Source organism: Pectobacterium parmentieri (assembly GCF_001742145.1).
GTDB classification, from domain to species: domain Bacteria; phylum Pseudomonadota; class Gammaproteobacteria; order Enterobacterales; family Enterobacteriaceae; genus Pectobacterium; species Pectobacterium parmentieri.
This window is the reverse complement of sequence record NZ_CP015749.1, coordinates 3601447-3625099: the sequence shown is the minus strand read 5'-3', so window position 1 is coordinate 3625099 and position 23653 is coordinate 3601447. Positions and strand designations below refer to the sequence as shown.

General features: G+C 50.8%; 22 protein-coding genes and 1 CRISPR repeat array (1 of these 23 cut by a window edge). Of the genes, 13 read left to right on the top strand and 9 right to left on the bottom strand.

The annotated features are described in order from the left end of the window. A CRISPR array of direct repeats spans positions 1 to 612; the repeat unit is 29 nt; unit sequence GTGTTCCCCGCGCCAGCGGGGATAAACCG (it extends 210 nt beyond the left edge of the window). Between the two features lie 181 nt (positions 613 to 793). Beyond that, positions 794 to 1252: a hypothetical protein gene (locus A8F97_RS16400; protein WP_012822197.1), complete on the top strand. Its 459-nt coding sequence runs from the start codon at positions 794 to 796 to the stop codon at positions 1250 to 1252. A gap of 80 nt (positions 1253 to 1332) precedes the next feature. Here A8F97_RS16400 and A8F97_RS16395 read toward each other — a convergent pair whose 3' ends face one another. Together A8F97_RS16395 and A8F97_RS16390 are read right to left on the bottom strand one after the other, a co-directional pair. Further along, a complete protein-coding gene (locus A8F97_RS16395) occupies positions 1333 to 2685 on the bottom strand; it encodes a pyridoxal phosphate-dependent decarboxylase family protein (protein ID WP_033070770.1) in 1353 nt (450 codons plus the stop codon). A gap of 30 nt (positions 2686 to 2715) precedes the next feature. Then, positions 2716 to 3987, bottom strand: coding sequence for an MFS transporter (locus A8F97_RS16390; RefSeq protein ID WP_033070821.1), 1272 nt, complete (start codon positions 3985 to 3987; stop codon positions 2716 to 2718). A gap of 154 nt (positions 3988 to 4141) precedes the next feature. Between A8F97_RS16390 and A8F97_RS16385 the strand changes: the two genes are divergently transcribed. Genes A8F97_RS16385 through A8F97_RS16375 form a run of 3 tightly spaced genes read left to right on the top strand, consistent with a single transcriptional unit; the run spans position 4142 to position 5775 of the window. Then, positions 4142 to 4588: a winged helix-turn-helix transcriptional regulator gene (locus A8F97_RS16385; protein ID WP_012822200.1), complete on the top strand. Its 447-nt coding sequence runs from the start codon at positions 4142 to 4144 to the stop codon at positions 4586 to 4588. A gap of 9 nt (positions 4589 to 4597) precedes the next feature. Beyond that, entirely contained in the window at positions 4598 to 5095 is a 498-nt protein-coding gene (locus A8F97_RS16380; RefSeq protein WP_012822201.1) for a YhbP family protein, read from the top strand. 26 nt (positions 5096 to 5121) lie between these two features. Beyond that, positions 5122 to 5775 carry a Rossmann-fold NAD(P)-binding domain-containing protein gene (locus tag A8F97_RS16375; RefSeq protein WP_012822202.1) on the top strand — a complete coding sequence of 218 codons (654 nt, stop codon included), beginning with the start codon at positions 5122 to 5124 and terminating at the stop codon, positions 5773 to 5775. An 11-nt stretch (positions 5776 to 5786) separates the two neighbouring features. Here the strand turns inward: A8F97_RS16375 and nrdG are convergent, their stop codons facing one another. The 5 genes from nrdG to pyrB all read right to left on the bottom strand — a co-directional run bounded on the left by nrdG (position 5787) and on the right by pyrB (position 10772). Continuing rightward, on the bottom strand, positions 5787 to 6251 hold the full coding sequence (nrdG, locus tag A8F97_RS16370; RefSeq protein WP_012822203.1) for an anaerobic ribonucleoside-triphosphate reductase-activating protein: 465 nt from the start codon (positions 6249 to 6251) through the stop codon (positions 5787 to 5789). Between the two features lie 81 nt (positions 6252 to 6332). Continuing rightward, positions 6333 to 8471 carry an anaerobic ribonucleoside-triphosphate reductase gene (nrdD, locus tag A8F97_RS16365; RefSeq protein ID WP_033070771.1) on the bottom strand — a complete coding sequence of 713 codons (2139 nt, stop codon included), beginning with the start codon at positions 8469 to 8471 and terminating at the stop codon, positions 6333 to 6335. A gap of 400 nt (positions 8472 to 8871) precedes the next feature. Then, positions 8872 to 9258, bottom strand: coding sequence for a 2-iminobutanoate/2-iminopropanoate deaminase (gene ridA / locus A8F97_RS16360; protein ID WP_005973705.1), 387 nt, complete (start codon positions 9256 to 9258; stop codon positions 8872 to 8874). A gap of 98 nt (positions 9259 to 9356) precedes the next feature. After that, positions 9357 to 9821, bottom strand: coding sequence for an aspartate carbamoyltransferase regulatory subunit (gene pyrI / locus A8F97_RS16355; RefSeq protein WP_010298253.1), 465 nt, complete (start codon positions 9819 to 9821; stop codon positions 9357 to 9359). A 15-nt stretch (positions 9822 to 9836) separates the two neighbouring features. Continuing rightward, positions 9837 to 10772, bottom strand: a complete 936-nt coding sequence (pyrB, locus tag A8F97_RS16350; protein WP_012822205.1) for an aspartate carbamoyltransferase — start codon at positions 10770 to 10772, stop codon at positions 9837 to 9839. A gap of 448 nt (positions 10773 to 11220) precedes the next feature. Here pyrB and A8F97_RS16345 point away from each other — a divergent pair, with 448 nt between their 5' ends. From A8F97_RS16345 to A8F97_RS16335, 3 genes are all read left to right on the top strand, one after another. After that, positions 11221 to 11685, top strand: coding sequence for a NanQ anomerase/TabA/YiaL family protein (locus A8F97_RS16345; RefSeq protein ID WP_012822206.1), 465 nt, complete (start codon positions 11221 to 11223; stop codon positions 11683 to 11685). A 374-nt stretch (positions 11686 to 12059) separates the two neighbouring features. Further along, entirely contained in the window at positions 12060 to 12743 is a 684-nt protein-coding gene (locus A8F97_RS16340; protein ID WP_012822207.1) for a helix-turn-helix transcriptional regulator, read from the top strand. 4 nt (positions 12744 to 12747) lie between these two features. After that, positions 12748 to 13413, top strand: coding sequence for a PAS domain-containing protein (locus tag A8F97_RS16335; RefSeq protein ID WP_025919469.1), 666 nt, complete (start codon positions 12748 to 12750; stop codon positions 13411 to 13413). 170 nt (positions 13414 to 13583) lie between these two features. Here the strand turns inward: A8F97_RS16335 and argF are convergent, their stop codons facing one another. Then, on the bottom strand, positions 13584 to 14591 hold the full coding sequence (argF, locus tag A8F97_RS16330; RefSeq protein ID WP_012822209.1) for an ornithine carbamoyltransferase: 1008 nt from the start codon (positions 14589 to 14591) through the stop codon (positions 13584 to 13586). Positions 14592 to 14752: 161 nt separating this feature from the next. Here argF and rraB point away from each other — a divergent pair, with 161 nt between their 5' ends. Further along, a complete protein-coding gene (rraB, locus tag A8F97_RS16325) occupies positions 14753 to 15175 on the top strand; it encodes a ribonuclease E inhibitor RraB (RefSeq protein ID WP_005973685.1) in 423 nt (140 codons plus the stop codon). Between the two features lie 150 nt (positions 15176 to 15325). Here rraB and A8F97_RS16320 read toward each other — a convergent pair whose 3' ends face one another. Beyond that, complete coding sequence (locus tag A8F97_RS16320; protein ID WP_012822210.1) at positions 15326 to 15829, bottom strand: GNAT family N-acetyltransferase; 504 nt, start codon at positions 15827 to 15829, stop codon at positions 15326 to 15328. A gap of 294 nt (positions 15830 to 16123) precedes the next feature. On the opposite strand from A8F97_RS16320, the gene A8F97_RS16315 reads away from it, so the two are divergent. From A8F97_RS16315 to A8F97_RS16295, 5 genes are all read left to right on the top strand, one after another. Then, positions 16124 to 17305 (top strand): YjgN family protein, encoded by a 1182-nt coding sequence (locus A8F97_RS16315; RefSeq protein WP_012822211.1) that lies wholly within the window; start codon positions 16124 to 16126, stop codon positions 17303 to 17305. A 16-nt stretch (positions 17306 to 17321) separates the two neighbouring features. Further along, positions 17322 to 18359 (top strand): M48 family metallopeptidase, encoded by a 1038-nt coding sequence (locus A8F97_RS16310; protein WP_012822212.1) that lies wholly within the window; start codon positions 17322 to 17324, stop codon positions 18357 to 18359. Between the two features lie 341 nt (positions 18360 to 18700). After that, complete coding sequence (locus A8F97_RS16305) at positions 18701 to 19780, top strand: alpha/beta fold hydrolase (protein WP_025919470.1); 1080 nt, start codon at positions 18701 to 18703, stop codon at positions 19778 to 19780. 213 nt (positions 19781 to 19993) lie between these two features. After that, positions 19994 to 21613, top strand: coding sequence for a methyl-accepting chemotaxis protein (locus A8F97_RS16300; RefSeq protein ID WP_012822214.1), 1620 nt, complete (start codon positions 19994 to 19996; stop codon positions 21611 to 21613). 377 nt (positions 21614 to 21990) lie between these two features. After that, complete coding sequence (locus A8F97_RS16295) at positions 21991 to 23643, top strand: ShlB/FhaC/HecB family hemolysin secretion/activation protein (RefSeq protein ID WP_227001635.1); 1653 nt, start codon at positions 21991 to 21993, stop codon at positions 23641 to 23643. The last annotated feature ends 10 nt before the right edge of the window (positions 23644 to 23653 follow it).

The following is a 23653-nucleotide window of genomic DNA, read 5'->3' as shown; positions in this document are numbered from 1 at the left end:
CGGAAATCAGAGCCCTTGGTGGAGATGGGAGCGCGTGTTCCCCGCGCCAGCGGGGATAAACCGCAGGTTCGCGGTTTGCAAGAATACGTCCGCGAGTGTTCCCCGCGCCAGCGGGGATAAACCGCGCGATCCTGCCGTTCAGGTAATGTCCTACCGGTGTTCCCCGCGCCAGCGGGGATAAACCGGGCGCTAGACTGGCTAAGACTGGATTCATCAAGTGTTCCCCGCGCCAGCGGGGATAAACCGGTTTTTTTGATCTCTCGGAATCTACCAATGCAGTGTTCCCCGCGCCAGCGGGGATAAACCGTCCTGTTGAGTTAACGCTATGGATTTAACTGAGTGTTCCCCGCGCCAGCGGGGATAAACCGGAACATCATCCAACCATATTTTTTGGCGATATGTGTTCCCCGCGCCAGCGGGGATAAACCGCATGAAAGACAGATACCGTGATTTATCTAGAAGTGTTCCCCGCGCCAGCGGGGATAAACCGGGCGGAAAAGCCGCATTGCCGTGGCAAGTTGCGTGTTCCCCGCGCCAGCGGGGATAAACCGTTATTGAATGTTGTGATTGCCGGAATCAGATCGTGTTCCCCGCGCCAGCGGGGATAAACGGTTATACCCCTTGTTGCATGTTGGTCTAAATATTCCCCGCATGCGGACAAATCCCGCTTCTAGCTGGCGCGATGGCAAATTGCGTGTCAGTATTACAGAACGCTGTTTTTGTGCTCACCGTACTGGTGCGGCACGATATCCATAATTTTTTGTCTTCCATACGTTACCCGTAAGGAGGTGGTATGAAAGTTGAAGCCGCAGAGTCCTCCGTTTTTGCCAGCCAGCAGGTGATGGCGAAGCGTTCCACAGAGCATGCGGAGAAAGTGGCGCTGTCCGAACAGCTTCAGCCTTATCAGGCGGGCAGCGGTGCCGTTCCTGCTGGTCAGACGACACGCTATGATTTTACCCGCATCAGCCCTGCCGAACTGTATGAAACGGTAGAAGGTCTTGTCAGCAGCGGACAACTGGGGCGCGAAGAGGGCTCCGCACTGCTGGGTTTTATTTCGTCGCCGCGAGAGAATATCGGCAGTGTGCCGCCTTCTAATGTGTTCCAGCCAATTAATGTTTTCGACACCATCCAGCAAGGTGCTGCGGGTGCATCATCCCGTAGCGAAGTGCAAAATACCGAAAGCCTGCAACGTGCGGCAGAGGCGCTGAATCGCTTTCAGGGGCAAGTCTCCAGCATTAGCGTTTACGTCTAGCGCATCGGTATGCAATGGTCTGATGACGTCGTCCTTTATCTTCTCCCCGTGTTTGCGGGGAGCGTTGTTTTACGCTGCGATCAGCGTTGGGTCTGAGCTTTGATTTCCGTCAGCAGCGTGATGAGCGCCTGCACGTTGTCGTCCTGTGTGCGCCAGGATGACACGCTGATACGCAATGCTGGACGCCCTTGCCAGACGCTGCCGCCAAACCATGCCTTGCCCGAAGCCTGTAACGTCTCCCGTATTGCTGTCGTTTGACCGTCGGTTTCCCCACGCAGCAGAACCTGATTGAGTACCACCCGATTTAATATTTCAAAACCCGCATGGCGCAGGCCCTCGGCGATTAACGTTGCCTGTTGGCAGTGCCGTTCGATCATCTCAGCTACACCATCACGCCCCAGCGTGCGTAGCACCGCCCACACGGGGATCCCGCGTGGGCGACGGGAAAATTCGAGCGTTAGATTCTTCTGGGCATCGCGTGCCGCACTTGAGTAAACCGCATCAGCGTTCATTGCCTCGGCTAACACGTCCGCACTGCGGCAAATTGCCATCGCACAGTCGTAAGGAGTGTTCAGCCATTTATGCGCGTCCGTTGTCCAACTGTCGGCCAGCTCGATACCCTCTGTGAGCGCTGAGTGGGATGAAGCTCTGGCCCATAGCCCGAATGCGCCATCAACGTGAACCCAGGCACCCGCTGCTTTAGCGGTTGGAATGATCTGCGCAAAATCATCGAACTCGCCCGTGTTTACCTCACCGGCCTGCAAACAAAGAATCATGCGCTCGTTGAGCGGAGGAAGCTGTGTCACATCGATCTGTCCAAACGCATTAACAGGTGTGACGATGATATGGCGTAGTCCAAAGCCGAGTACGCGTAGCGCTTTCTTCACGGTGATGTGCGTCAGTTCCGAAATCACGACCTTAATTTCAGGTGCGCCGATCAGCCCATCGTTGTCAAAATCCCAGCCCTGTTTTGCCAGAAGAGCACGACGCGCGGCCGCCAGGCAGGAAAGCGTGCAGGCGGTGGCGCTGGTGCCGAATCCAACGGCGCTTTCTTTTGGTAAGTTCAGGGCGTCGAGCACCCAACGGCTGGTGAGGCGTTCCAGCGTGGCTGATATTGGTGAATTATCAAAGGTGGAGGCGCACTGATCCCAGGCGATCATCAATCGCTCGGAGGCGGCGGCAATCGGTAATGCTGCACCGATAACAAAGCCGAAATAGTTTGGGCCATTGGATGCAGTGGTGGCCGGTGAACCGACCTCATCCAGTAGCGTCAGAGTGTCTTCAGCCGAAAAACCCTGTTGAGGCAACGCCTCATCAAAACGCGCCAGCGCCGCGAGAGCCTCTGCATCGGGGAAAACCCGACGCTGTGCATTCTCTACCAAATAACGTCGGCCGCGCTCATCGGCATCGGCCAGTAATGTCAATTCGCTCATGGTTTTTCCTTCATCAATAATCATTTTTTGTTATCTCGACGGTGTGAATGCTGCCGGTGGCGACGCTGAAATGTGCCGCGTTATTTTCCAGAAGAGTAAGGCCAGCAGACTGACTGCGGCACCAAGAAAGCATACGCCTGACCAACCGGCAGCGTCATACGCCACCGTCGTTGCCATCGCGCCAAGCCCGCTGCCGATGCTATAAAACAGCATATAGCAGCCAACCAGACGGCTGTGTGCATCAGGGTGAGTCTTGAAAATCATGCTTTGGTTGGTCACGTGAATGGCCTGTCCGCCCAGATCGAGGGCGATGATACCGACGACTAATGCGAAGAGAGAATAAGGGGCCAGCCACAGCGGTAGCCACGATGCCAGAAGCAATAATAGGGCGATACCGCTGAGCCACTGTTCGCGGCCTTTATCGGCCAGCGAGCCTGCTTTCACTGCCGCCAGTGCGCCGAGAATACCCACCAGACCAAACGCACCGATAACTGTATGAGAAAAGAAATAGGGTTCGCGACTCAGCAGCAGAACCAGTGCGCTCCAAAAAATGCTCAGGGCAGCAAACATCAATAGAGCGATGATGCCGCGTATTTGCAACACGCGTTCTTTACGCAGCAGGATCAGCATCGAAAGCAGCAGCGCGGAATAGTGTGGGCGCTGCTGGGCTGGCGGCTGATGTGGTAGTGCACGCCACAGAAATACGGCAAGCAGTAGCATTAGTAGCGCGGAGAAAAAATACACGCTGCGCCAGCCTGCTATATCGGCGATGAAACCGGACAGTACGCGAGCCAGCAAAAGCCCAATCACCACGCCTCCCTGCGCTGCACCCACAACGCGCCCACGCTCCTGCGGTGCAGCAGCCGTCGCGGCATAAGCAATCAGGCCCTGAGTCATGGCCGTGCCGAACATGCCCACGGCTAGCATGCCGATCAATAAATACAGGGATGTGGTGGCTAGTCCAACGGCAATCAGCGCCACGATGAGCAGACTTAACTGGGCCAACATCAAATAGCGTCGATTGAGGATGTCGCCCAGCGGCACTAGCAGAATTAACGCCAGCGCACAGCCAAGCTGTGTTGCTGTCATCACACCGCCAACGGCGGCGATACTGATGTGAAAATCTACCGATAACGCATCCAGCAGTGGCTGTGCGTAATAAACATTGGCGACACTGAGAGCGCTGGCACAGGCAAACAGCAGCACTAACGCGCGCGGTAATCCCGTCTGCGCAGGTAGCCTTTTGCTGTAAAGATCATATTCAGTGACGGATGACGTGGTATGAATAGGACTATTTTTCATAATATTGGCTTTCATTACTCATTTTGGTTTCAAAATAAAACCAGTTGAAGCATGGGCGATCTGGTTTTACTCTGCAACCAAAAAATGAACGGTCGGTTTTTCAGCTTGTGGATAAGGCAGGCAGGATGAACAGGAAAAAGGGGAGGAAATAGGTATGGTGAAGCGCAAAAGTCTGAAAGAGGATGTGTGCCCCGTCGCGCGCGCGCTGGATGCCGTTGGCGATCGTTGGACATTGCTGATTATCCGCGATGCTTTCGATAATCGCCGCCGTTTCAGCGATTTTCAGCGCAGTTTGGGCGTTGCCAAAAATATTCTTACCGACCGTTTGCGTACCCTGGTTGACGAGGGCATTTTGTCCGTTCAGCCCGTTTCCGAAAGCTCGGCCTATCAGGAATATGTTCTGACGCCAAAAGGTGAACAGCTCTTCCCACTCGTTGTGGCGCTACGTCAGTGGGGCGAACAGCAGCTATTTGCTGAAGGGGAATCTCACTCCCTGTTATTGGATAAGCGTACTGGCCAGCCTCTGCAAGCCATGTTGCCGCATTCTGCGCAAGGCCAACGATTGGTCGGGCAGGATACGTTCGTTCAGAAAATCGATTGAGGGGCCGTGATGCAGACAGAATCGAGAGAAACAGATAGCGATCTTGAGGCAATCACCCGCTATCTGAAGAAGTCGCACGTACTGACGTTATGCGTGGGTGAAAATTCGGAATTATGGTGTGCGAGTTGCTTCTATACTTATGACGATCAACAGATAGCCTTCTATCTAATGACGGAGTTACACACGCGCCACGGTGAAATCATGGCAAGGTTGCCGCAGGTGGCCGGTACGGTCAGCGGCCAACCGAAGAGCGTGATGCTGATTAAAGGCGTGCAGTTTCGGGCGCAGGCGGTGCAGTTGGAAGGGGATGACGCACTGCAGGCCAGGGCGCGATACAACGCGCGCTTTCCTATTGCTCGTGCATCACAAGCACCGATCTGGAGGCTCGACCTGATAGAAGTCAAAATGACGGACAATATGCTGGGTTTTGGTAAGAAACGTTACTGGCAGCGCGATGAACAAACGGGCCAGAAAGCACACGACAAGCATGAAAAGATGAGAGAGTAAAAGACGCAAAGCAAGGGGGAAAACGGATGAGCCAGGTACTGTTATTAGGTGCAACGGGGTTAGTGGGACACGAACTGTTAGAACTGCTGAAAGTTAATAACCGGGTAGAGACGATCTATGCGCCGACCCGTAAACCGTTAATGCTTTCTGATAAAGTAGTCAATCCGTACAACACCGATCTGTCTGCCGCACTGGCGCAGTTGACTGAGCCTGTCGATATTGCATTTTGTTGCCTGGGGTCGACGCTCAAGACGGCAGGCAGTAAGCAGGCTTTCCGCTATGTGGATTACACGCTGGTCGTGGAAGGATCAAAAGTAGCGCTCGCGCTGGGCGCGACGCACCTTTTGGTGGTCAGTTCACTGAGCGCGAATGCAACATCGCCTTTCTTCTACTCGCGAGTGAAAGGGGAAACGGAAAAATCGCTGCGTCAGCAGGGCTGGCAGCATCTGACATTGGCACAGCCGTCGATGCTGCTGGGGGAAAGAGAGGACAGTCGCACACTGGAGAGCCTTGCCGCGCCGCTGTTTCGCCTGTTTCCGGCGAAGTGGCGGGCGATTGAGGGGAAAACGGTGGCGCAGGCGTTGTTGAATCAGGCGTTCTCGCCAGAGCCAAAAGCGCGGGTGACGGTACTGGAATCCGATCAATTACGTTCGCTAGGTCAGTGGCAACCGCTTCAGTAGCTCTTTATCGATCAACGCAGGCGGTGGACAACCTGATTGCTGCTGCCGCGCCAAATCAGTGCGGGATCTTTCAGATCTTGCACAAATTTTCCATCGACTAATACGTTGATGAGATCGACCACCTGCTGTTGTTCCGGCGTGATGTCTGCCAGCACGTAGCCGGTCCAAACCCAGATATCTTTGCCTGGGCATTCCGCACGGATACGTTCGACCAGCCGCAGAATATCAGGCACATTTTGTGGGTGAAGCGGATCGCCGCCAGACAGTGAAATTCCCTGACGTGGAACCGCTGTATCCTGAAGGTCGGCGATGATCTGGTCTTCCTGTTCCTGCGTAAACGGCTGACCGGAGTTCAGTCGCCAGGTGCTTTTGTTGTAGCACCCAACACATTCATGCACACAGCCAGCGACAAACAGCGTGCAGCGAGTGCCGGGGCCGTTGACTACATCAACGGGATAATATTGGTGGTAATTCATACGGTAGAGCCCATGTTATGAAGCGGGCGTGTGCTAACGGTGCCGCGAAAGGTGGGCCGCATTGCTGCGACCCAGAAGGGATCATCCCAGTTGACCGTTACCCAGATGCTTAATCCGGCGTTTAACTTCTTCCTGCTTACCGGCGTTGAACGGGCGTGCATCCGGGCTACCGAGATAGCCGCATACGCGGCGCGTCACGGAAACGCGAGCCGAATCGTGGTTACCGCATTTCGGGCAGGTGAAGCCTTTACTGGTGCACTCGAATTCACCGGTGAAGCCACACTCATAGCATTCGTCGATCGGCGTGTTGGTACCGTAGTAAGGCACGCGGGTGTAGCTATAATCCCACACGTCTTCCAGCGCTTTGAGGTTGTGCTGTAGGTTCGGGTACTCGCCGTAGCAAATGAACCCACCGTTAGCCATCGGCGGATAGGGCAGCTCAAAGTCGATTTTCTGGTAAGGATTCACCTTCTTCTCTACATCGAGGTGGAAGCTATTGGTGTAATAACCTTTGTCCGTCACGCCCTGTACGACGCCAAATTCGGCGGTATCCAGGCGACAGAAGCGATCGCACAGGTTCTCGCTCGGCGTGCTGTACAGACTGAATCCGTAACCCGTTTCGTCTTTCCACTGCTCGGTGGCGGCTTTCAGACGAGCGATAACGGCGACGGCTTTGGCTCGCAGCGCTTCATCATCAAACACGTGTGTTTGGCTACCGAAAAGCGCATTGATGGTTTCATGCAGGCCGATATAGCCCAGTGAAATTGAGGCGCGTCCGTTTTTGAAGATGTCTGCGATGCTGTCGTCCGCGTTTAAGCGCACGCCGCAGGCACCTTCCATATACAGGATCGGCGCGACACGCGCTTTCACGCTTTCCAGCCGCGCAATGCGCGTCATCAGTGCTTTCTTCGCCAACGTCAGACGCTGATCGAGCAGCGTCCAGAAGCGGTCTTCATTGCCCTCGGCTTCAAGCGCAATACGTGGCAGGTTCAAGCTGATGACGCCCAGATTATTACGACCGTCGTGAATCTGCTGGCCGTCTTCTTCATAGACGCCGAGGAAGCTGCGGCAGCCCATTGGCGTTTTGAACGAACCGGTGACCTTGACGACCTGATCGTAGTTCAGGATATCGGGATACATGCGTTTGCTGGCGCACTCTAGCGCGAGCTGCTTGATATCGTAATTCGCATCGCCTGCTTTATGGTTCAGGCCGTCGCGGATAGCGAAGACCAGTTTCGGGAATACTGCGGTTTTGTGATTTTTACCCAGCCCGGCAATGCGGTTGCGCAGGATGGATTCCTGAATCAGACGCGATTCCCAGCAGGTGCCAAGCCCGAAGCCAAAGGTGACGAACGGCGTCTGGCCGTTCGCGGTGTGCAGTGTGTTGACTTCATATTCCAGTGACTGAAAGGCGTCGTAGCACTCTTTTTCGGTGCGGGTTCGGGCATAGTTTTCTGCATCTGGGATCTTCCACTCTTCCGCCACCGCTTTGTGCTTTGCATGGCTGGCGGTGACGAACGGGGCCAGAATTTCATCAATACGGTTAATGGTGGTGCCGCCATAAATGTGGCTGGCGACCTGCGCGATAATCTGCGCGGTGACAGCGGTAGCGGTTGAGATCGACTTCGGTGGCTCAATTTCCGCATTGCCCATTTTGAAGCCGTTGGTCAGCATGCCGTTCAGGTCGATCAGCATGCAGTTGAACATCGGGAAAAACGGCGAGTAGTCGAGGTCGTGATAGTGAATCTCACCGCGTTCGTGTGCCAGCACCACATCACGCGGCAGGATGTACTGTTTGGCGTAATGCTTAGCGACGATACCCGCCAGCAGATCGCGCTGGGTTGGGATCACTTTACTGTCTTTGTTGGCGTTCTCGTTCAGCAGCGCCATGTTGCTCTGCTCGACCAGACCGCGAATTTCCTGATTCAGGCGACCGTGGCGTTCACGCGCAATATCTCGGTCATGACGGTATTCGATGTAGGTACGCGCCAGTTGCTTATAGTTGCCAGACATCAGCAGATTTTCGACCGCATCCTGAATATCGCGGATATCCACACGCGATTTATCCTGCATTTGTTGAGCGACCGCACAGGCCACCGTTGCACAGTAGTCTGCATCATTGACATCGGCTGCACGTGCCGCGCGTTCGACCGCCTCTTTGATACGAACTTCATCAAAAGGCACCTGGCAACCGTCCCGTTTAATCACAACTGGTTTCACGTTTTTTTCCTCTAGAAAGGTTATCCACAGGCGAAAGCCCTAGCCGACAAGGGTTGATGAGGGCTGTGGATGACACTGTGGATAAACACTATATATGGGTCGTGTTTATAGGATAGGCACTATATATTGAAATTGCGTAGGGGTGTTTGCGCTTTTATCGCTGCAAAATTGATGTAGAGCAAAGAAATCATCATGTCGGAGTGAATTTGAACCTGAACAAAAAATAGCCAAAAAAGGCGATTGAAGCGTGAAGGCTTGCTACGCGCGGGTTGGCAGAAATTCGTCTGTTTTTTGGCCGTGATGTGTGTCTGAGATGTCCATAATCTTGTTGTGGTGAAAGAAAAAGCAGAAAAAAGCGCACTGGTTACCGTGCGCTTTTCGGGGATTGTACTGCCGATCGTTAGCGGCGAACGGCGATCGCTTCGATTTCGATTTTCACATCTTTCGGCAGACGGGCGACTTCAACGCAAGAGCGAGCCGGGAACGGTGCATCATGTTCCTTAAAGAAGGCTTCATACGCGGTATTCACGAGGGTGAAGTCGTGCAGATCTTTCACGAACACGGTCATTTTCACGATATCGGAAACTTTCAGGCCGGCAGCTTCCACGATCGCCTGAACGTTTTCCAGTGACTGGCGGGTCTGAGCGGTGATGTTGTCAGCGACCAGACCGCTTTTCGGGTTCACGGGGATCTGACCAGAGGTGAAGATCATGCTGCCAAGGTCGACGCCCTGAACATAAGGGCCGATGGCGGCTGGGGCGTGCTCAGTGCTGATAATGCGTGACATGGTATCTCCTTGATGGGGGCGTAAAAGGAACGCGGACTCAGCCATTATTCAAAAAAGCCCCGTGGCAGGCAATGTCCATGACGGGGCAAAGCAGAAAACTAGCGATCTTGCAGCACCGCTTGACGCTCAAACTCTTTCTCACAGTACTTACACTTCAGGTGAACGTCGCCGTCGCGTTGTTTAACGCTGAACGACGATGACACCGGTTCGCTGCGGCTGATGCAATTGCTGTTCGGGCAAGTGAGCACACCAGTAATGTGGTCTGGCAGCGTCGGCACTAGCTTTCGCACCACGTCATACTCATCGATCTGATTGACGGTTGCCTGCGGTGCGTAGATCGCCAACTGATTCGCCTGCTGCTCAGTCAGAAATATGTTTTCGATCTTGATCAGATCTTTGCGGCCAAGATGGTTGGACGGCAAATTCAGGCCGATGGTGATGCGCTGGTCTGTCGCAGTCAGTTTAAACAGCGTCAGCAGCTTAAAACCGACCTGTGCGGGAATATGGTCGATCACCGTGCCACGTTTGATCGCTTCAACCTGTAATTTATTATCGTGTGTCATGATGGTTTCTTCCTCTTACAGAACCAGTTCGCGATTCAGGACCAGCGCCAGCAGCGCCTGACGGGCATAAATACCATTACCCGCCTGTTGGAAATAATAGGCGTAAGGCGTGGCATCCACATCAATGGTGATCTCATCGACGCGCGGCAGCGGGTGCAGCACTTTCAAATTCTGACGGGCGCTGTCCAGGTCGGCAGCGCGCAAGACAAATTGGGATTTGATGTTGATGTATTCGGACGGGTCCAGACGTTCTTTCTGAACGCGCGTCATATACAGAATGTCCAGTTCGCCGACAACTTCATCGATGCTGTTGTGCAGGCTGTAAGCAATATTCTTCTCTTTCAGCATGCTCAGAATGTAATCCGGCATCGCCAATGCGTCCGGGGCGATGAAGTAGAAGCGGTTGCCTTCGAACTTCGCCAGCGCCTGCGTGAGTGAATGCACGGTACGGCCATATTTCAAATCACCGACCATCGCAATGTTGATGTTGTTCAGTCGGCCTTGCGTTTCCTGAATGGTGAACAGATCGAGCAGCGTTTGCGTCGGGTGCTGGTTCGCACCGTCCCCGGCGTTCAGCACCGGAATGCCGCCGGAAAATTCGGTGGCAAGGCGTGATGCGCCTTCCTGCGGATGACGCATCACGATGGCATCAACATATTGGCTGATAACAGAGATAGTGTCGGCCAGCGTTTCGCCCTTTTTTCCCAGCGACGTGTTGTTGCTGTCAGCGAAACCGACGACGGAGGCGCCCAGGCGGTGCATCGCGGTTTCAAAAGATAAACGCGTCCGGGTGGAGGCCTCGAAGAAGCAACTGGCAATCACTTTATGTTTTAACAGCTCAGGCTGAGGTTTGGCTTTCAGGCTGGCGGCGACATTCAGCGCCAGTTCTAAATCTTCCCGACTGAGGTCGTTAATCGAAATGATATGTTTTTGATAGAGCGGATTGACCATGTTGTCTTTCTCCTAACGAGTAAACAGGAAATGTCGTATCTGGCGGCCCGAACGGCGGGCAAAAAAAAGCCCCTCATTGAGGGGCTTTCTTAATTGATCGATTGAGCGACGGAAAGGAAAACGCTGGCTGGCTGCCGGATGGCAGTTGTGGTTGAGAACCAACATAAGCAGCGGATTTTTTGGTGTAACAGTGCATAACCCCTCCCGGCAAACTGTCGGGAATTATACGCGCCGACTAGGCTATTTCAAGCATAAAACGTGGTTTTTTACGCACTGCAATCGGTTGCGGAGCGAATGCTCTCTGCATGATGGCCGTAGGCGAGAGAAGGCTGGCCGAGAAGAGTGATGAACAGTTCACTTTTTTGGATTAACGTGCTGGCGGGTGTCACGTTTGCAGCGTATAAGGTTTGTAAAACAGGGTTTCATTTTTCATATCAATGAGGTTTTTATGATTACTGGCAACGTCCACCATCTTGAACTGGTTCCTTATCTGCCTGCTAAACTGCGTGAAGCGATTGAGTACGTGAAGCAAAACATCACGGCGGATACCCCGCTGGGCAAGCATGATATCGAGGGTAACAACGTATTCGTGCTGATTTCCAACGACAGCACCGATCTGCTGGAAAAGCGCCGCGCCGAGTATCACGCCAAATATCTGGACATTCAGATTGTGCTGTCTGGCGTAGAAGGGATGACGTTCAGCAACCTGCCTGCTGGCAAGCCAGATACCGATTGGCTGGCTGATAAAGATATTGCTTTCCTGCCTGCGGGCGAACAGGAAAAACTGTTTGTGATGCAGGAAGGGGATTTTGTCGTCTTCTTCCCAGGGGAAGTACATAAACCACTGTGTGCCGTCGGTGAACCGGCGCACGTGCGCAAAGCCGTGGTGAAAATCGACGCATCGCTGGTGTAGGATTTCTGTGAACAATGACCGGAAAAATGTATTCATTCAGCAATTGATTAATGCCGATCGGGTTCGCCAGATACACCGGAGAACCACGTCACCTTCCCAAGAGCAGTAAAGGAAAAACCAGGTAAATACGGTCAGGCCTGGAAAAAAACAGCCAGTCAGTTGCTTAACTGACTGGCATATTCAGAAAATAATTTTCTTGCTAGAATATTTCATGATCTTTCGATTAGAGGTATGTTATTACTTTAAACTATGTAGGATGTTTGCCCTGGTATTGGCCTGTCACAGACTTTTTATTCTATTTTAGTTTTGATAAACAGGTATATATCAGGTACGGCATATTTTATGTAGGGTAATTTTAATGTAGGGATACTCTGATGAAGCCAATTACATTACCTGACAGATTAATCGCAATGTTCGAAAGCGATCCTCTCGTCGGCTGGGCAATAAAAGACACAAGCTCCCGTTTTATTTATGTCAATAACACCTTTAAAACCTGGCAAACCATATCAACTCGTTATGATTATGAAGGCTTGAATATTAGGGATATCCCTGTTCCTGTAGCCGAATTTTCAGACATTTTTAACCAGCAGGAACGAGAGATAGAACGCACAGGTAAGGCGGTGAGAGCCATTACCACGCATATTCAAGGCACGGAAAAAATAATGCAGCCTGCCTACAATATTCAGGAGCCAATTTATGATGAACATCGCAACTGTGTAGGCACAGTTATCAGCGTCAGACATGTTAGGATCATCACGCCGACCTCGTTGCTAAATGGAACAATAATGCAACACTCCACCTTCGAGCCCCCTTCTGAAATATTTACCGAGAAGGAATGGGAGGTTATTTACCTACTGGTCTGTGGGATGATGCTTAAAGATATAAGCAGCATCCTCTCAATCACCGTCGATGCCGTTAACAGCAGACTCCGAAGCTGCTACAGAAAAACAGGCTTGAATTCACTATCAGGCCTAAAAGAATACTGTAGAGATAACAAGTTTGATAACTACATCCCGCTGTTCTTTCTGAAAAAAGGACATATCATTATCAGAGGCTAACCTGATGGATCCAGATTTGACTCCTGTTGAGTATTACTTTGATAACTCTTTGTTTGGCTGGGCAATAAAGGACTGCAACTCCCAGTATGTTTATGGCAATAAGATGGTATGTCAGTATTTCGGTGTAACAGAAAATAAACTTTTAGGCTGTCTCGACACTGACTTAACGCCCGATGTCAGCGAGCACTATGACCATATACTGTATGACGACCAAAAAATATTGACCACAAATGAAATGAGTATCGTCCTCAAAACATTTGATTACGGAAGACGAAATAGACTCAGATCTTTTCTGGTGGAGAAGCGTCCTTGGCGGCTCAATGATGGCACTGACGGTATTGTTTGCACTTACATAGAAATCACCAATGTTTACTTTTCAACTTTTCTTATGCCATGCGAAAGGAAGCCCTTTGTGTTCACCCGACCGGCAAATATTTTTACAGATAAAGAGTGGGAAGTCGTTCTTTTGCTGCAGTGCGGGGTGAAGCAGAACAGTATTCCAGACATACTCGGTATAAGTTCTTCAACGCTTCGTAACAGGATAATGCGTTGCTGTGATAAAACAGGTGTGGCAAACAGCGCCACCCTGATCCAACACTGCAACCAAAAAGGATGGGATAACTACATTCCCCCTTTTTTTCTGATAAAAGGGCATGTGTCGATTACCTGAGGGGCGGTAGTTCAGTTGAGCGATCCAACTGCTGTGCAAGAATCCGAAAACGCGCCTGGTTTTCGGATTTTTTTATGTACATTGCTCAGACTATCGACTTTGTTTCCCGCTACGACGCTACCTGTAATCCTCTGATCTGTTTTTAAAACATCTCAAAGGCAGGCTAAACCTTAATCCTGCGCCAGCGTAGCGACCATCACTGCTTTGATGGTGTGCATACGGTTTTCCGCCTGATCGAACACGATACTGTGCGCGGATTCAAAGACTTCGTCCGTGACTTCCATTCCACCGTGCAGGCCATACTGTTCCGCCATTTGTTGACCCATGGTTGTCTGGTCATCATGGAACGCTGGCAGGCAGTGTAGAAACTTTACCTGCGGATTGCCCGTTGCAGCGATCATCGCCATGTTCACCTGATAAGGTTTCAGCAGCGCGATACGCTCTTTCCAAGTTTCTTTTGGTTCACCCATAGAAACCCAAACGTCGGTATAGATGAAATCTGCGTCCGCGACGCCTGCGGCGATATCTTCCGTCAGCGTGATGCTGCCACCCGTTTGCTCTGCCGCCGCCTGACACTCAGCCACCAGACCGGCATCCGGCCAGCAGGCTTTTGGCGCAACAAGGCGTAAATCCAGCCCGGTCAGCGCCGCCGCTTCCAGCATGGTGTTACCCATGTTGTTACGCGCATCGCCAGCGTAGACGAGCGTCATGTCTGACAACGCTTTACCCGGCAAATGTTCCTGCATTGTCAACAGATCGGCCAACAACTGCGTGGGGTGGAATTCGTTTGTCAGTCCGTTCCACACGGGAACGCCCGCATATTGTGCTAGCGTTTCAACAATGTGCTGGCCGTAGCCGCGATATTGAATGCCGTCGTACATTCTTCCCAGTACGCGGGCGGTGTCCTTAATGGATTCTTTATGGCCAATTTGACTGCCGCTTGGGCCGAGATAGGTCACTTGTGCGCCCTGATCGTATGCAGCAACTTCGAAAGAGCAGCGAGTACGAGTCGAATCTTTTTCGAAGATGAGTGCGATGTTTTTACCTTGTAGGCGGCGGGTTTCGGTCCCGCTTTTTTTATCGGCTTTCAGTTTCGTCGACAGGGCTAAAAGATGGGCAATTTCTGCAGGTGTAAAATCCATTAACCTTAAAAAGTGACGCTTATAGAACGGTTGCATGATGTACTTCTCCATGTGACCCAAGATTATCTATTGAATTAAAATTCACTTTATATGTGTAATTATTCAAATTCAAGTGGTGATATCAAACTTTGTGGTGGAGCAAGCCGCAGGGCTGTGGGACAATAAGCAATATTACGTCGATTAATGAGGACTGAGGCATGGCAAATCGCGAATTACTGGAAGAGCAACGGGAAGAGACACGCCTGATCATTGAAGAACTGCTGGATGATGGCAGCGATCCTGACGCGCTCTATACCATTGAACACCATTTCTCTGCTGAGAAGTTTGAAGTGTTGGAGAAAGTTGCTGTAGAAGCCTTCAAGCTGGGCTATGAAGTGACGGATGCGGAAGAACTGGAAGTGGAAGATGGTGTGTTGCTGATGTGCTGTGATGCGATCAGTGAAGTTGCGCTGAATGCGGAACTGATCGACGCACAGGTAGAACAGCTACTGGCGCTGGCAGAACGTCACGGTGTGAATTACGACGGGTGGGGTACTTACTTCGAAGATCCAGATGGTGAAGGCGAAGAAGGGGATGATGAAGATTTTTATGACGAAGATGATGACGGTAAGCGCCATTAATCATTGAGCTTCAACCCTGCCTCACAGAATGCCGCGGGAATATCCTGCGGCGTTTTTATTTGGTTTTTACGCGATCGTTATGTCGATCGCTTAAATGCGGATACCGTATTTCCCTCGGAATCTCGATCCTGAAACAATCGGTATGGCTGTCTACAGCACTTTCAGCATCGTTACTTCACAATCGGTGTGGCCTGTGTTGCCCATTGAATGGGGGATCGCATCGAAGCCCAGCGACGCATATAGCCGAATTGCGCTGGTCAAGTGGCCCGTCGTTTCCAGATAACAGCGGCGAAAGCCATGCTGACGAGCAAAATCAAGTGCTTGTATTGCTAACTGACGTGCCAGACCTTTGCCCCGCACGACGGGTAAGAAATACATTTTCTGTAATTCACAGACATCTTCTTCACCCGCAACCAACGGCGCAATCCCACCACCGCCAACCACGCGGCCTTCATATTCAATAACCCAATAGGCGCTTTTCGGCTGGTTATACAAGGCAAACAACGCATCCAGATTAGGGTCGGAAACGGTGTAACCTTTATCGGCCGTTAAACCAAATTCAGCAGAAACCTGACGGATGACCTGTGCAATCGTGGCATCGTCCTGCGCAGTGATTAGGCGTACCTGAAGATTAGTGGAGGTCGCAGTTGTCATAATACATACTCTTGTTCTTACGGTTTATGAGGGTAATGATCTTGACCGATTGTAATACCATTTCAGACCACCTCGATGCAACGTCTATACCTGTCATAGTTCAAGTGGCAGCACGTCAGTTTCTCTATGAATTACCCTATTCCTAATAATTAATCAGTATATAAATTTGTTTAATTGCTGTTAACTTTTATTGTTGTCGTTAACAGGACATGCTTAAATAAGCCGCTTTTTGTATGCCGATAGCGTGTCCAATAAAGCATTTATGAGGTTTATTTCTTTTAGGATGAAAGGGTTATGACTACCAATACTTCAAAAAATAACACGCAGCATCGCGTGCAGTTTCATGGTAAGGCTGGGGAATATTTTGCAATTTGGCTGGTGAATGCGTTATTAACGGCAATCACCTTGGGAATTTATTCTGCATGGGCGACAGTGCGCCGCCGCCGTTATTTCTACGGCAATACGGAAATTAATGGTGACCGTTTTGACTACCACGCCGAGCCTATTCAAATCTTAAAAGGGCGTTTGCTGGTTATTGCCGGTATTATTCTTTTTTATGCCGTAATGGCCGCGTCACCGACGCTTGGCGTACTGCTCGCGTTGGCATTTGCGGCCCTCATTCCGATTATTGTAATCCGTAACTGGCGTTATAACGCCATTATGTCCAGCTACCGTGGTATTCGTTTTAATTATCATTGCCAGACAGGCCGCGCATATTGGGTATTACTGCTTTGTCCTATTTTGCTTCTTCTGGCTTTGTATGCCGTGCTGGTTGTTGTGATGGTTATTGGTATGCAGAGCAATAGCCCGATTCTGGCTATATTCATCGCCCTAGTGCTTGCTACTCCGGGTTTTGCTGTGGTGAATGGCATCATGAAAATGATGCAGCTTGATTTCTATGTGAATAACCTGTTTTTCGGTAAAACGGCGTTTAACGCGGAATTGACGAAAGCGGCATTCATTAAAATTGGCCTGATTGGCGTACTGATTATTATTCCTTTTGTGATCGTAGGACTGTCATTCATGAGTTCGTCCTTCTTAACATCATTCCAGACCGCGATAACGGGTGGCGGAAATGAAGATGAGGTGATCAGTATGATGGCGAGCAATACTCTTAATCTGATGATCACGCTGCTTGTGCTGCTGCTGGGGGGGCTGGCTTCTACTTGCTACCAACTGGTCGCACAGCGTAATTACCTGTTCAATCAGACATCGCTGAGCGGCGGTGTGAAATTGCACTCTTCCATGCAAACGCTGTCTTACATATGGCTGCTGATAACCAATAGCCTGATTACGGTCTTTTCTTTCGGTTGGGCTGCACCGGTGGCAGAGATTCGTCATGCTCGCTACCTCGCGAATGCGACGATGGTTGAAGGTGATCTGGCACTGCTGCACGTTCAGGCGCATCAAGACACGGCAAACAGTGCTCTGGCCGAAGAAGCCGTACAAGCCCTCGATTTGGGTGTCGGCCTGTAAGTTATAAGGCAGGAATATGAATATTGAGGGGCATTATCAATACCCCGGATTGGCGGCCCGCGTGGCCGCTTCTCTTCATTTAACGGACAATGGTTCGATGATGGTGCTGAGCACGGAGTCATCGAATACGACATTTACACTGGAGCAGGTCGCGGTTTCCGATGCGCTGGGATCCATTCCCCTGACGTTAACGTTTCCTGACGGCGGTCGCTTTGTTCCTGCCGACGATCCTACATTTCGTGCGTGGTATTCCGCGCGCCGTCGCCCTGGGCTGGTCCATCGTCTGGAACGCCATAAGCGTGGCGTGATTCTCACGTTATTTGCCACGCTATTCATCGTCATAAATTATGTCTATGTGGTGTTGCCGTGGGCGAGCTCCGCGTTGGCGCTACACATTCCTACCGCGATCGAACAGCAATTGGGGCAACATACGCTAACGCTGTTACGGCACAGTGATTTTAAACCTTCAAAACTGCCTATTGCTCGCCAACAGGCGATGCAAACGCTGTTTCAACAGGTTATGCCCGCTGACATGCGGGAAGACAAAACGCCGCTGCGCCTGGAGATTATGTCGGCGCCTATTGGGCCGAATGCCTTTATGTTGGCAGATGGCACGCTGATTATCAGTGACGATCTGGTAACGCTGGCGAAAAGTGATAACGAGCTGGCTGCGGTGATGTTGCATGAAATGGGACACCACGCCTACCGCCATCCAATGCGTATGGTCGTGCGTTCGTCATTGGTATCGCTGACGTTCATGTGGATGACAGGAGATGTGAGTGGCGTGGGGGATATCGTGTTGCAGTCTGCCGCTTTTATCAACGAGATGCAGTTTTCTCGCGATATGGAGCGGGAAGCCGATGCATGGGCAATAGCAAAAATGCAACAGCAAGGGCGTTCGCTTCAGTCCATGCAGGCAATGTATCAGGCCTTGATCAATCACGACCGCAGCGAGGATGAAGTTGAATCGCTGGATTTACCTGACTGGCTGAGTACACATCCAGATATGGACGAGCGGCTGAGAACGATTGAAAGAGAAATGAATAAGCACTGATCCTCAACGCTGATTTTACCCCCTGCCATATGCCGATAGTGCGCGGATATTACTGTGCACTATCGGCATTCTTATTCGTGATGTGAACAACTTCCCCCTGCTTTTTGCTGTTTTTATGGACGTTAATGTCGAGCGGAAAGTATGAGCGGCGTAGTCAGTTGATTAACAGGAATGTGTTAAATATCATTCTATTGGAAATTTCTTATAGAATCGTTCGCTATAAATAAAAAATCCAGATAATAATATCTTTTTATTATTAGCTCACTTATGGTGATTGGGATTTTTCCTAATAGACATTAAAATCGCGGCTTCACGACGTCATGATTACCGAAGAGCTATTTATGGTTAACCGAATACTATCAGGGGTGGTGGGTGCATTTCTGTTAATGCTGTCACCATTAACGTATGCACAGATAAATTTTTCAGCACCACAAGAAGGCGACTGGATCGCGCCTGAATTTACCTTCAGCAGTGGCGAAAAATTAAAAGATCTGCGCATTCACTATTACACGCTCGGTGATAAAACCAAGCCCGCCGTGTTATTACTGCATGGAACAAACCAGCCGATTAAAGCGCTGTTAGCAAATGGTTTTGGCGGGGAGTTGTTCGGGCCGGGGCAGGCACTGGATAGCAGCAAATACTTTATTATCATGCCGGAAAGCATTGGTTCTGGAAAATCCTCCAAACCGTCAGACGGCTTACGGATGGCATTTCCCCAATACGATTATAACGATATGGTGCAGGCCCAGTACCGCTTAATCAAAGAAGGACTGGGTATTAACCACCTGCGTCTGGTGATGGGATATTCCATGGGGGGAATGCAGACCTGGCTCTGGGGGGAAAAATACCCGGACATGATGGATGCATTGGTGCCAATGGCGTCGCTGCCAAATGAGCTGTCTGGCCGTAACTGGATGATGCGTCGCATCTTGATTGAGTCCATCAAGAACGATCCGGCCTGGAATAATGGTGATTACACGCAGCAGCCGCCAACGCTGAAAACGGCTAGCATCATGTTCAGTATCGCCACTACTGGCGGAACGCTGGCCTATCAGAGCAAAGCGCCGACGCGAGCACAGGCAGACAAACTGGTAGAAGATCGCCTTGCTGCACCGTCAAGCAGCGATGCCAATGACTTTATTTATATCTGGGGGTCGTCTGCAAATTATAATGCTGCCCCGGAGCTGAATAAAATTAAAGCGCCTGTTCTGGTGATTAACTCTGCGGATGATGAGCGTAATCCTGTTGAAACAGGCATCCTGGATAATGAGCTTAAGAAAATTAAGCAGGCAACCGTGTTCCTTATTCCCGCCAGTAGCGAAACCAGCGGGCATGGCACGATGATGTCGGCGAAGTTTTATAAAGATGAGTTGCAACGTTTCTTAGACAAAAATCAGTCTCAGAAAAAGAATAAAAAATAAATTTTAATGGCCGACAGAAAATAGGTTTTCTGTCGGCCATGATCTTCTTTATTTGTTCCTTTATTTATTACGCTTTTACAATGGATTTATTTCAGTTCGTGGAATCAACACGTCTGGAAATTGAAATATAACGACTATTACGTAAATAACTGAACGGCTCTGCTCTGGAGCTGGCACCCACCCTTCCTTATTTTCAGACTACAGGGATAATTTATGTTTCGTAAGATAAAGATCCGTACTGCCCTCAGCATGATGGTGTTTTCGTTAGCGGCGCTACTGCTTTTTGTCGGCGTTTTAGGGTTGGTTGCAGTTCAGTCGGGGAATAAATCATTTGCCCGTGTCGATATGGAAGTGCTGCCAGGGCTAGTCGCGTTGAATGATAGTTCCGAACTGCTGTTGCGTGGTCGGTTAGATTTACGTCTGTACGAATCATTAATGGGGAAAGGAGACGTCGAGGCAGCGAAAGTTGCACTGGGACGCGCCAGAGGCAAGGTCGATGGTGCCAGCGAGAAATGGCAGAACTACCTGAAATATCCACAGTCTGCAGAAGAAAAAATCATTTCTGCGGACATGGCTGAGAAACGTAATACGCTGATGCAGGAGTTTATCGATCCAGCATTTGCGGCGCTTAACGCAGGGAATTTGGATGAATATCGCCAGCGTGCCGGGAAATCGACGGTGCTGTATGCCGCGTTTGATAAATCGTCTAAAGCGCTGGTTGCCTTTAAGCTGAAGAGCATTGATGAAGCCTACGCGGATTCGAATGGGCGTGTGGAGTTGATGGAAACTATCCTGTACGCCGCCATTGCCTGTGCGTTGCTGCTGGCAGCACTGGCCTGGTCTGTGATGACCAACCTTATTGTAAAACCATTGAATCAGGCTATTTCCGTCTTTGACCGCATCGCGGAAGGTGACTTGCGCGCACAGATTGATAGCAGCGGGAAAAATGAAATTGCACAGTTGTTCGCCGCGGTTCAGCGCATGCGTGACGGGCTGGAAAACATGGTGCGGGTGGTACGTAACGGCACTGATGCGATCAGCGTTGGTGTTGAGGAAATCGCATCCGGCAATATCGATCTCTCTAGCCGTACCGAGCAGCAGGCGGCCTCGTTGGATGAAACGGCTTCAAGCATGGAACAGATCATGTCAACGGTGAAAAACAACGAAGACAACACGCGTAAAGCCAACGATCTGGCGTTGAAAGCCTCGGATTCTGCATCTCGCGGCGGGAATGTTGTCACCGAAGTGGTTGATACGATGCGTTCTATTAAGCAGAGTTCTGCCAAGATTTCCGACATTGTTGGAGTGATCGACGGCATTGCCTTCCAGACCAACCTGCTGGCACTGAACGCTGCGGTGGAATCTGCCCGTGCGGGTCAATACGGCAAAGGCTTTGCGGTGGTTGCTTCTGAAGTACGGATGTTGGCTGCGCGCAGTGCGACGGCAGCGAAAGAGATTGGCACCATGATTGATGCTTCCCTCAGCCGCATTGAAAAAGGCGCAGGGCTGGTTGAACTGGCCGGTAACACCATGGACGAAGTGTTGATGGATGTGAAAAAAGTGGTTGATATCATGGATGAGATCACGCTGGCTTCCAGCGAGCAGAGCCGCGGTATTTCGCAGATTAACATCGCTATTAATCAGATGGACGGTGTGACGCAGCAGAATGCGTCACTGGTATCAGAAGTGGCGACCTCAGCAAATGCGCTTCAGGAACAGGTTATTAACCTGCAACAGTCTGTTTCCCGTTTTCAGATCGCAAGAGAAAACGTGGAAATGAACGGTATTCTGCCCGGCTTGCGTCAGAACATTGCACTGTCCGATGCCCGCTAATCGTTAAATGCCCCACCGTCTGTTCCCTTACCCGTTTTCGCTAAGGGAACAGACGGTTAATTCCTCAGAACCGCAGCATTATGCGGTACATATCTCGATGCTCAAACCTATCTGAACGCCTCTCTCACCCATTCGTTTTCCCCGCGATCCTGCCAATTACCCATAAGAACGAATAAGACTGTTCCCATTCCTAATATTTTTATCTGAGATGAAAATGTAACTAATTATTTTAATGCTCAGGTTTATTTACCATGACAAGGAACGTTTTCATTGGTTTTTTTTCATTAAAAATCAATAAAATAAAATCCATCCCATTAACGCTCTCTGTATTGTTTCGTCCGTTAGCCTTCACGCTGCCTTTACCTTTCTTTGCAGTCATGGTGAATGCCGCCACGCCAGTTGAGCTGCAACAGCTCGATCAACGTCAGATCAACCAGCAGCAAATTAATCAGCAGGAACGGCAGCGTGCGCAAGAGCGACAGCTCTCACCTCAGGCTCCAGATGTCCGCCTGCAAGAGCCGGGGGCATTTCTGACACGGTTGCATTTTCCCGTGGAGATGACGCCCTGTTTTCCCATCAACAAGGTGGAATTACAGGGAACGAAGGATTTCCCCAGTTGGCTACCGTTGCAGCGGCTGGCCGATCAGGCAGTGAACCAATGTCTGGGCGGTAAAGGCATTAACTTGTTAATGAGCGCGTTGCAAAATCGCCTGGTGAATCACGGCTATGTAACTGCCCGCGTATTGGCGCCCGCTCAAGATCTGAAAAGCGGTACGCTGAAGCTGGTGGTGATGGCTGGTAAGGTTGGCAAGATAACGCTGTCGCCGGACAGTGACCGCTATATTCATCTCTATAGCGCTTTGCCTGCACGTGAAGGTGAACTGCTTGATTTACGCGATATCGAGCAGGGGCTGGAGAATTTGCAGCGCGTGCCGACAGCACGGGCTGATATGCAACTGGTTCCAGGAGAGAAACCGGGCGAGAGCGATATCGTTGTTAGCTATAAACAAGCAAAACACTGGCGGCTTGGTGCGACGCTGGACGACTCCGGCACCAAAAGCACAGGGCGCTATCAGGGCGGTCTGACGTTTTTCCTCGATAATCCCTTTTCACTGAGCGACACGTTCTATCTCTACGGTGGTCACGATCTACAAGGGCGTACCAGCAAAGGTAGTAAGAGCTACGTTGCCCATTACTCGGTGCCGTTTGGCTACTGGCAGGCTGGGATGACCGCCAGCGGTTATGACTATCACCAGACGATAGCCGGATTGAATGAAAACTATACCTATAAAGGTGAAAACGAGAGCCTCAATTTTCAACTGAGTCGAATGTTACATCGTAGTGGTAGCCAGAAGACGTCGGTGAGTTATGAGGTCATGACGCGTGAATCACGCAATTTTGTCAATGATACCGAGGTTGAGGTACAGCGGCGTAAAACGGCGGGATGGCGTCTGGGCTTACAGCATCGTCACTATATTTCCCAAGCCACGCTGGATGCTGCCGTTAGCTATCAGCGCGGTACTCGCTGGTTTGGTGCGCAACCCGTTCCAGAAGAAACCAATAATGAAGGAACCGGGCTATCAAAAATTATTCAGTTCTCTTCCGAGTTGGATGTTCCCTTCGCCGTGTTTGATGAAACTTTCCGCTACAACGTGCAATACCGTCGTCAGCTCGCGAGTACCCGCCTGACGGCACAGGATCAATTCTCGATTGGTAACCGCTGGACGGTTCGCGGCTTTGACGGTGAGCTCACGCTCAGCGCCGACGACGGTTGGCTGGTACGCAATGAGCTCGCCTGGCGCACGCCGCTTCGGAATCAGGAACTGTATCTGGGTGTGGATTACGGTGAGATCAGTAACAACAGTAAAGAGCGGCTGATTGGTAACCATTTGGCAGGTGGTGTCATTGGAGTACGTGGCAACGTATTGAACACCGGCTATGACCTGTTTGCGGGGATTCCGCTTTCCAAGCCTGATGGTTTTGAAACCAGCCCGGCTGTCTTCGGTTTCAGCCTGAACTGGCGGTACTGAAGCAGCCGTT

Excerpts from the sequence above, each read along its gene's own strand:
- A8F97_RS16320 (WP_012822210.1), bottom strand. The coding sequence starts at position 15,829 with ATGACAACTGCGACCTCCACTAATCTTCAGGTACGCCTAATCACTGCG.
- A8F97_RS16315 (WP_012822211.1), top strand. The coding sequence starts at position 16,124 with ATGACTACCAATACTTCAAAAAATAACACGCAGCATCGCGTGCAGTTT.
- A8F97_RS16385 (WP_012822200.1), top strand. The coding sequence starts at position 4,142 with ATGGTGAAGCGCAAAAGTCTGAAAGAGGATGTGTGCCCCGTCGCGCGC.
- rraB (WP_005973685.1), top strand. The coding sequence starts at position 14,753 with ATGGCAAATCGCGAATTACTGGAAGAGCAACGGGAAGAGACACGCCTG.
- A8F97_RS16395 (WP_033070770.1), bottom strand. The coding sequence starts at position 2,685 with ATGAGCGAATTGACATTACTGGCCGATGCCGATGAGCGCGGCCGACGT.
- A8F97_RS16300 (WP_012822214.1), top strand. The coding sequence starts at position 19,994 with ATGTTTCGTAAGATAAAGATCCGTACTGCCCTCAGCATGATGGTGTTT.
- A8F97_RS16400 (WP_012822197.1), top strand. The coding sequence starts at position 794 with ATGAAAGTTGAAGCCGCAGAGTCCTCCGTTTTTGCCAGCCAGCAGGTG.
- A8F97_RS16340 (WP_012822207.1), top strand. The coding sequence starts at position 12,060 with ATGAAGCCAATTACATTACCTGACAGATTAATCGCAATGTTCGAAAGC.
- nrdG (WP_012822203.1), bottom strand. The coding sequence starts at position 6,251 with ATGAATTACCACCAATATTATCCCGTTGATGTAGTCAACGGCCCCGGC.
- A8F97_RS16305 (WP_025919470.1), top strand. The coding sequence starts at position 18,701 with ATGGTTAACCGAATACTATCAGGGGTGGTGGGTGCATTTCTGTTAATG.
- A8F97_RS16375 (WP_012822202.1), top strand. The coding sequence starts at position 5,122 with ATGAGCCAGGTACTGTTATTAGGTGCAACGGGGTTAGTGGGACACGAA.
- A8F97_RS16310 (WP_012822212.1), top strand. The coding sequence starts at position 17,322 with ATGAATATTGAGGGGCATTATCAATACCCCGGATTGGCGGCCCGCGTG.
- ridA (WP_005973705.1), bottom strand. The coding sequence starts at position 9,258 with ATGTCACGCATTATCAGCACTGAGCACGCCCCAGCCGCCATCGGCCCT.
- A8F97_RS16345 (WP_012822206.1), top strand. The coding sequence starts at position 11,221 with ATGATTACTGGCAACGTCCACCATCTTGAACTGGTTCCTTATCTGCCT.
- pyrI (WP_010298253.1), bottom strand. The coding sequence starts at position 9,821 with ATGACACACGATAATAAATTACAGGTTGAAGCGATCAAACGTGGCACG.
- A8F97_RS16390 (WP_033070821.1), bottom strand. The coding sequence starts at position 3,987 with ATGAAAAATAGTCCTATTCATACCACGTCATCCGTCACTGAATATGAT.
- A8F97_RS16380 (WP_012822201.1), top strand. The coding sequence starts at position 4,598 with ATGCAGACAGAATCGAGAGAAACAGATAGCGATCTTGAGGCAATCACC.
- A8F97_RS16295 (WP_227001635.1), top strand. The coding sequence starts at position 21,991 with ATGGTGAATGCCGCCACGCCAGTTGAGCTGCAACAGCTCGATCAACGT.
- A8F97_RS16335 (WP_025919469.1), top strand. The coding sequence starts at position 12,748 with ATGGATCCAGATTTGACTCCTGTTGAGTATTACTTTGATAACTCTTTG.
- pyrB (WP_012822205.1), bottom strand. The coding sequence starts at position 10,772 with ATGGTCAATCCGCTCTATCAAAAACATATCATTTCGATTAACGACCTC.
- argF (WP_012822209.1), bottom strand. The coding sequence starts at position 14,591 with ATGCAACCGTTCTATAAGCGTCACTTTTTAAGGTTAATGGATTTTACA.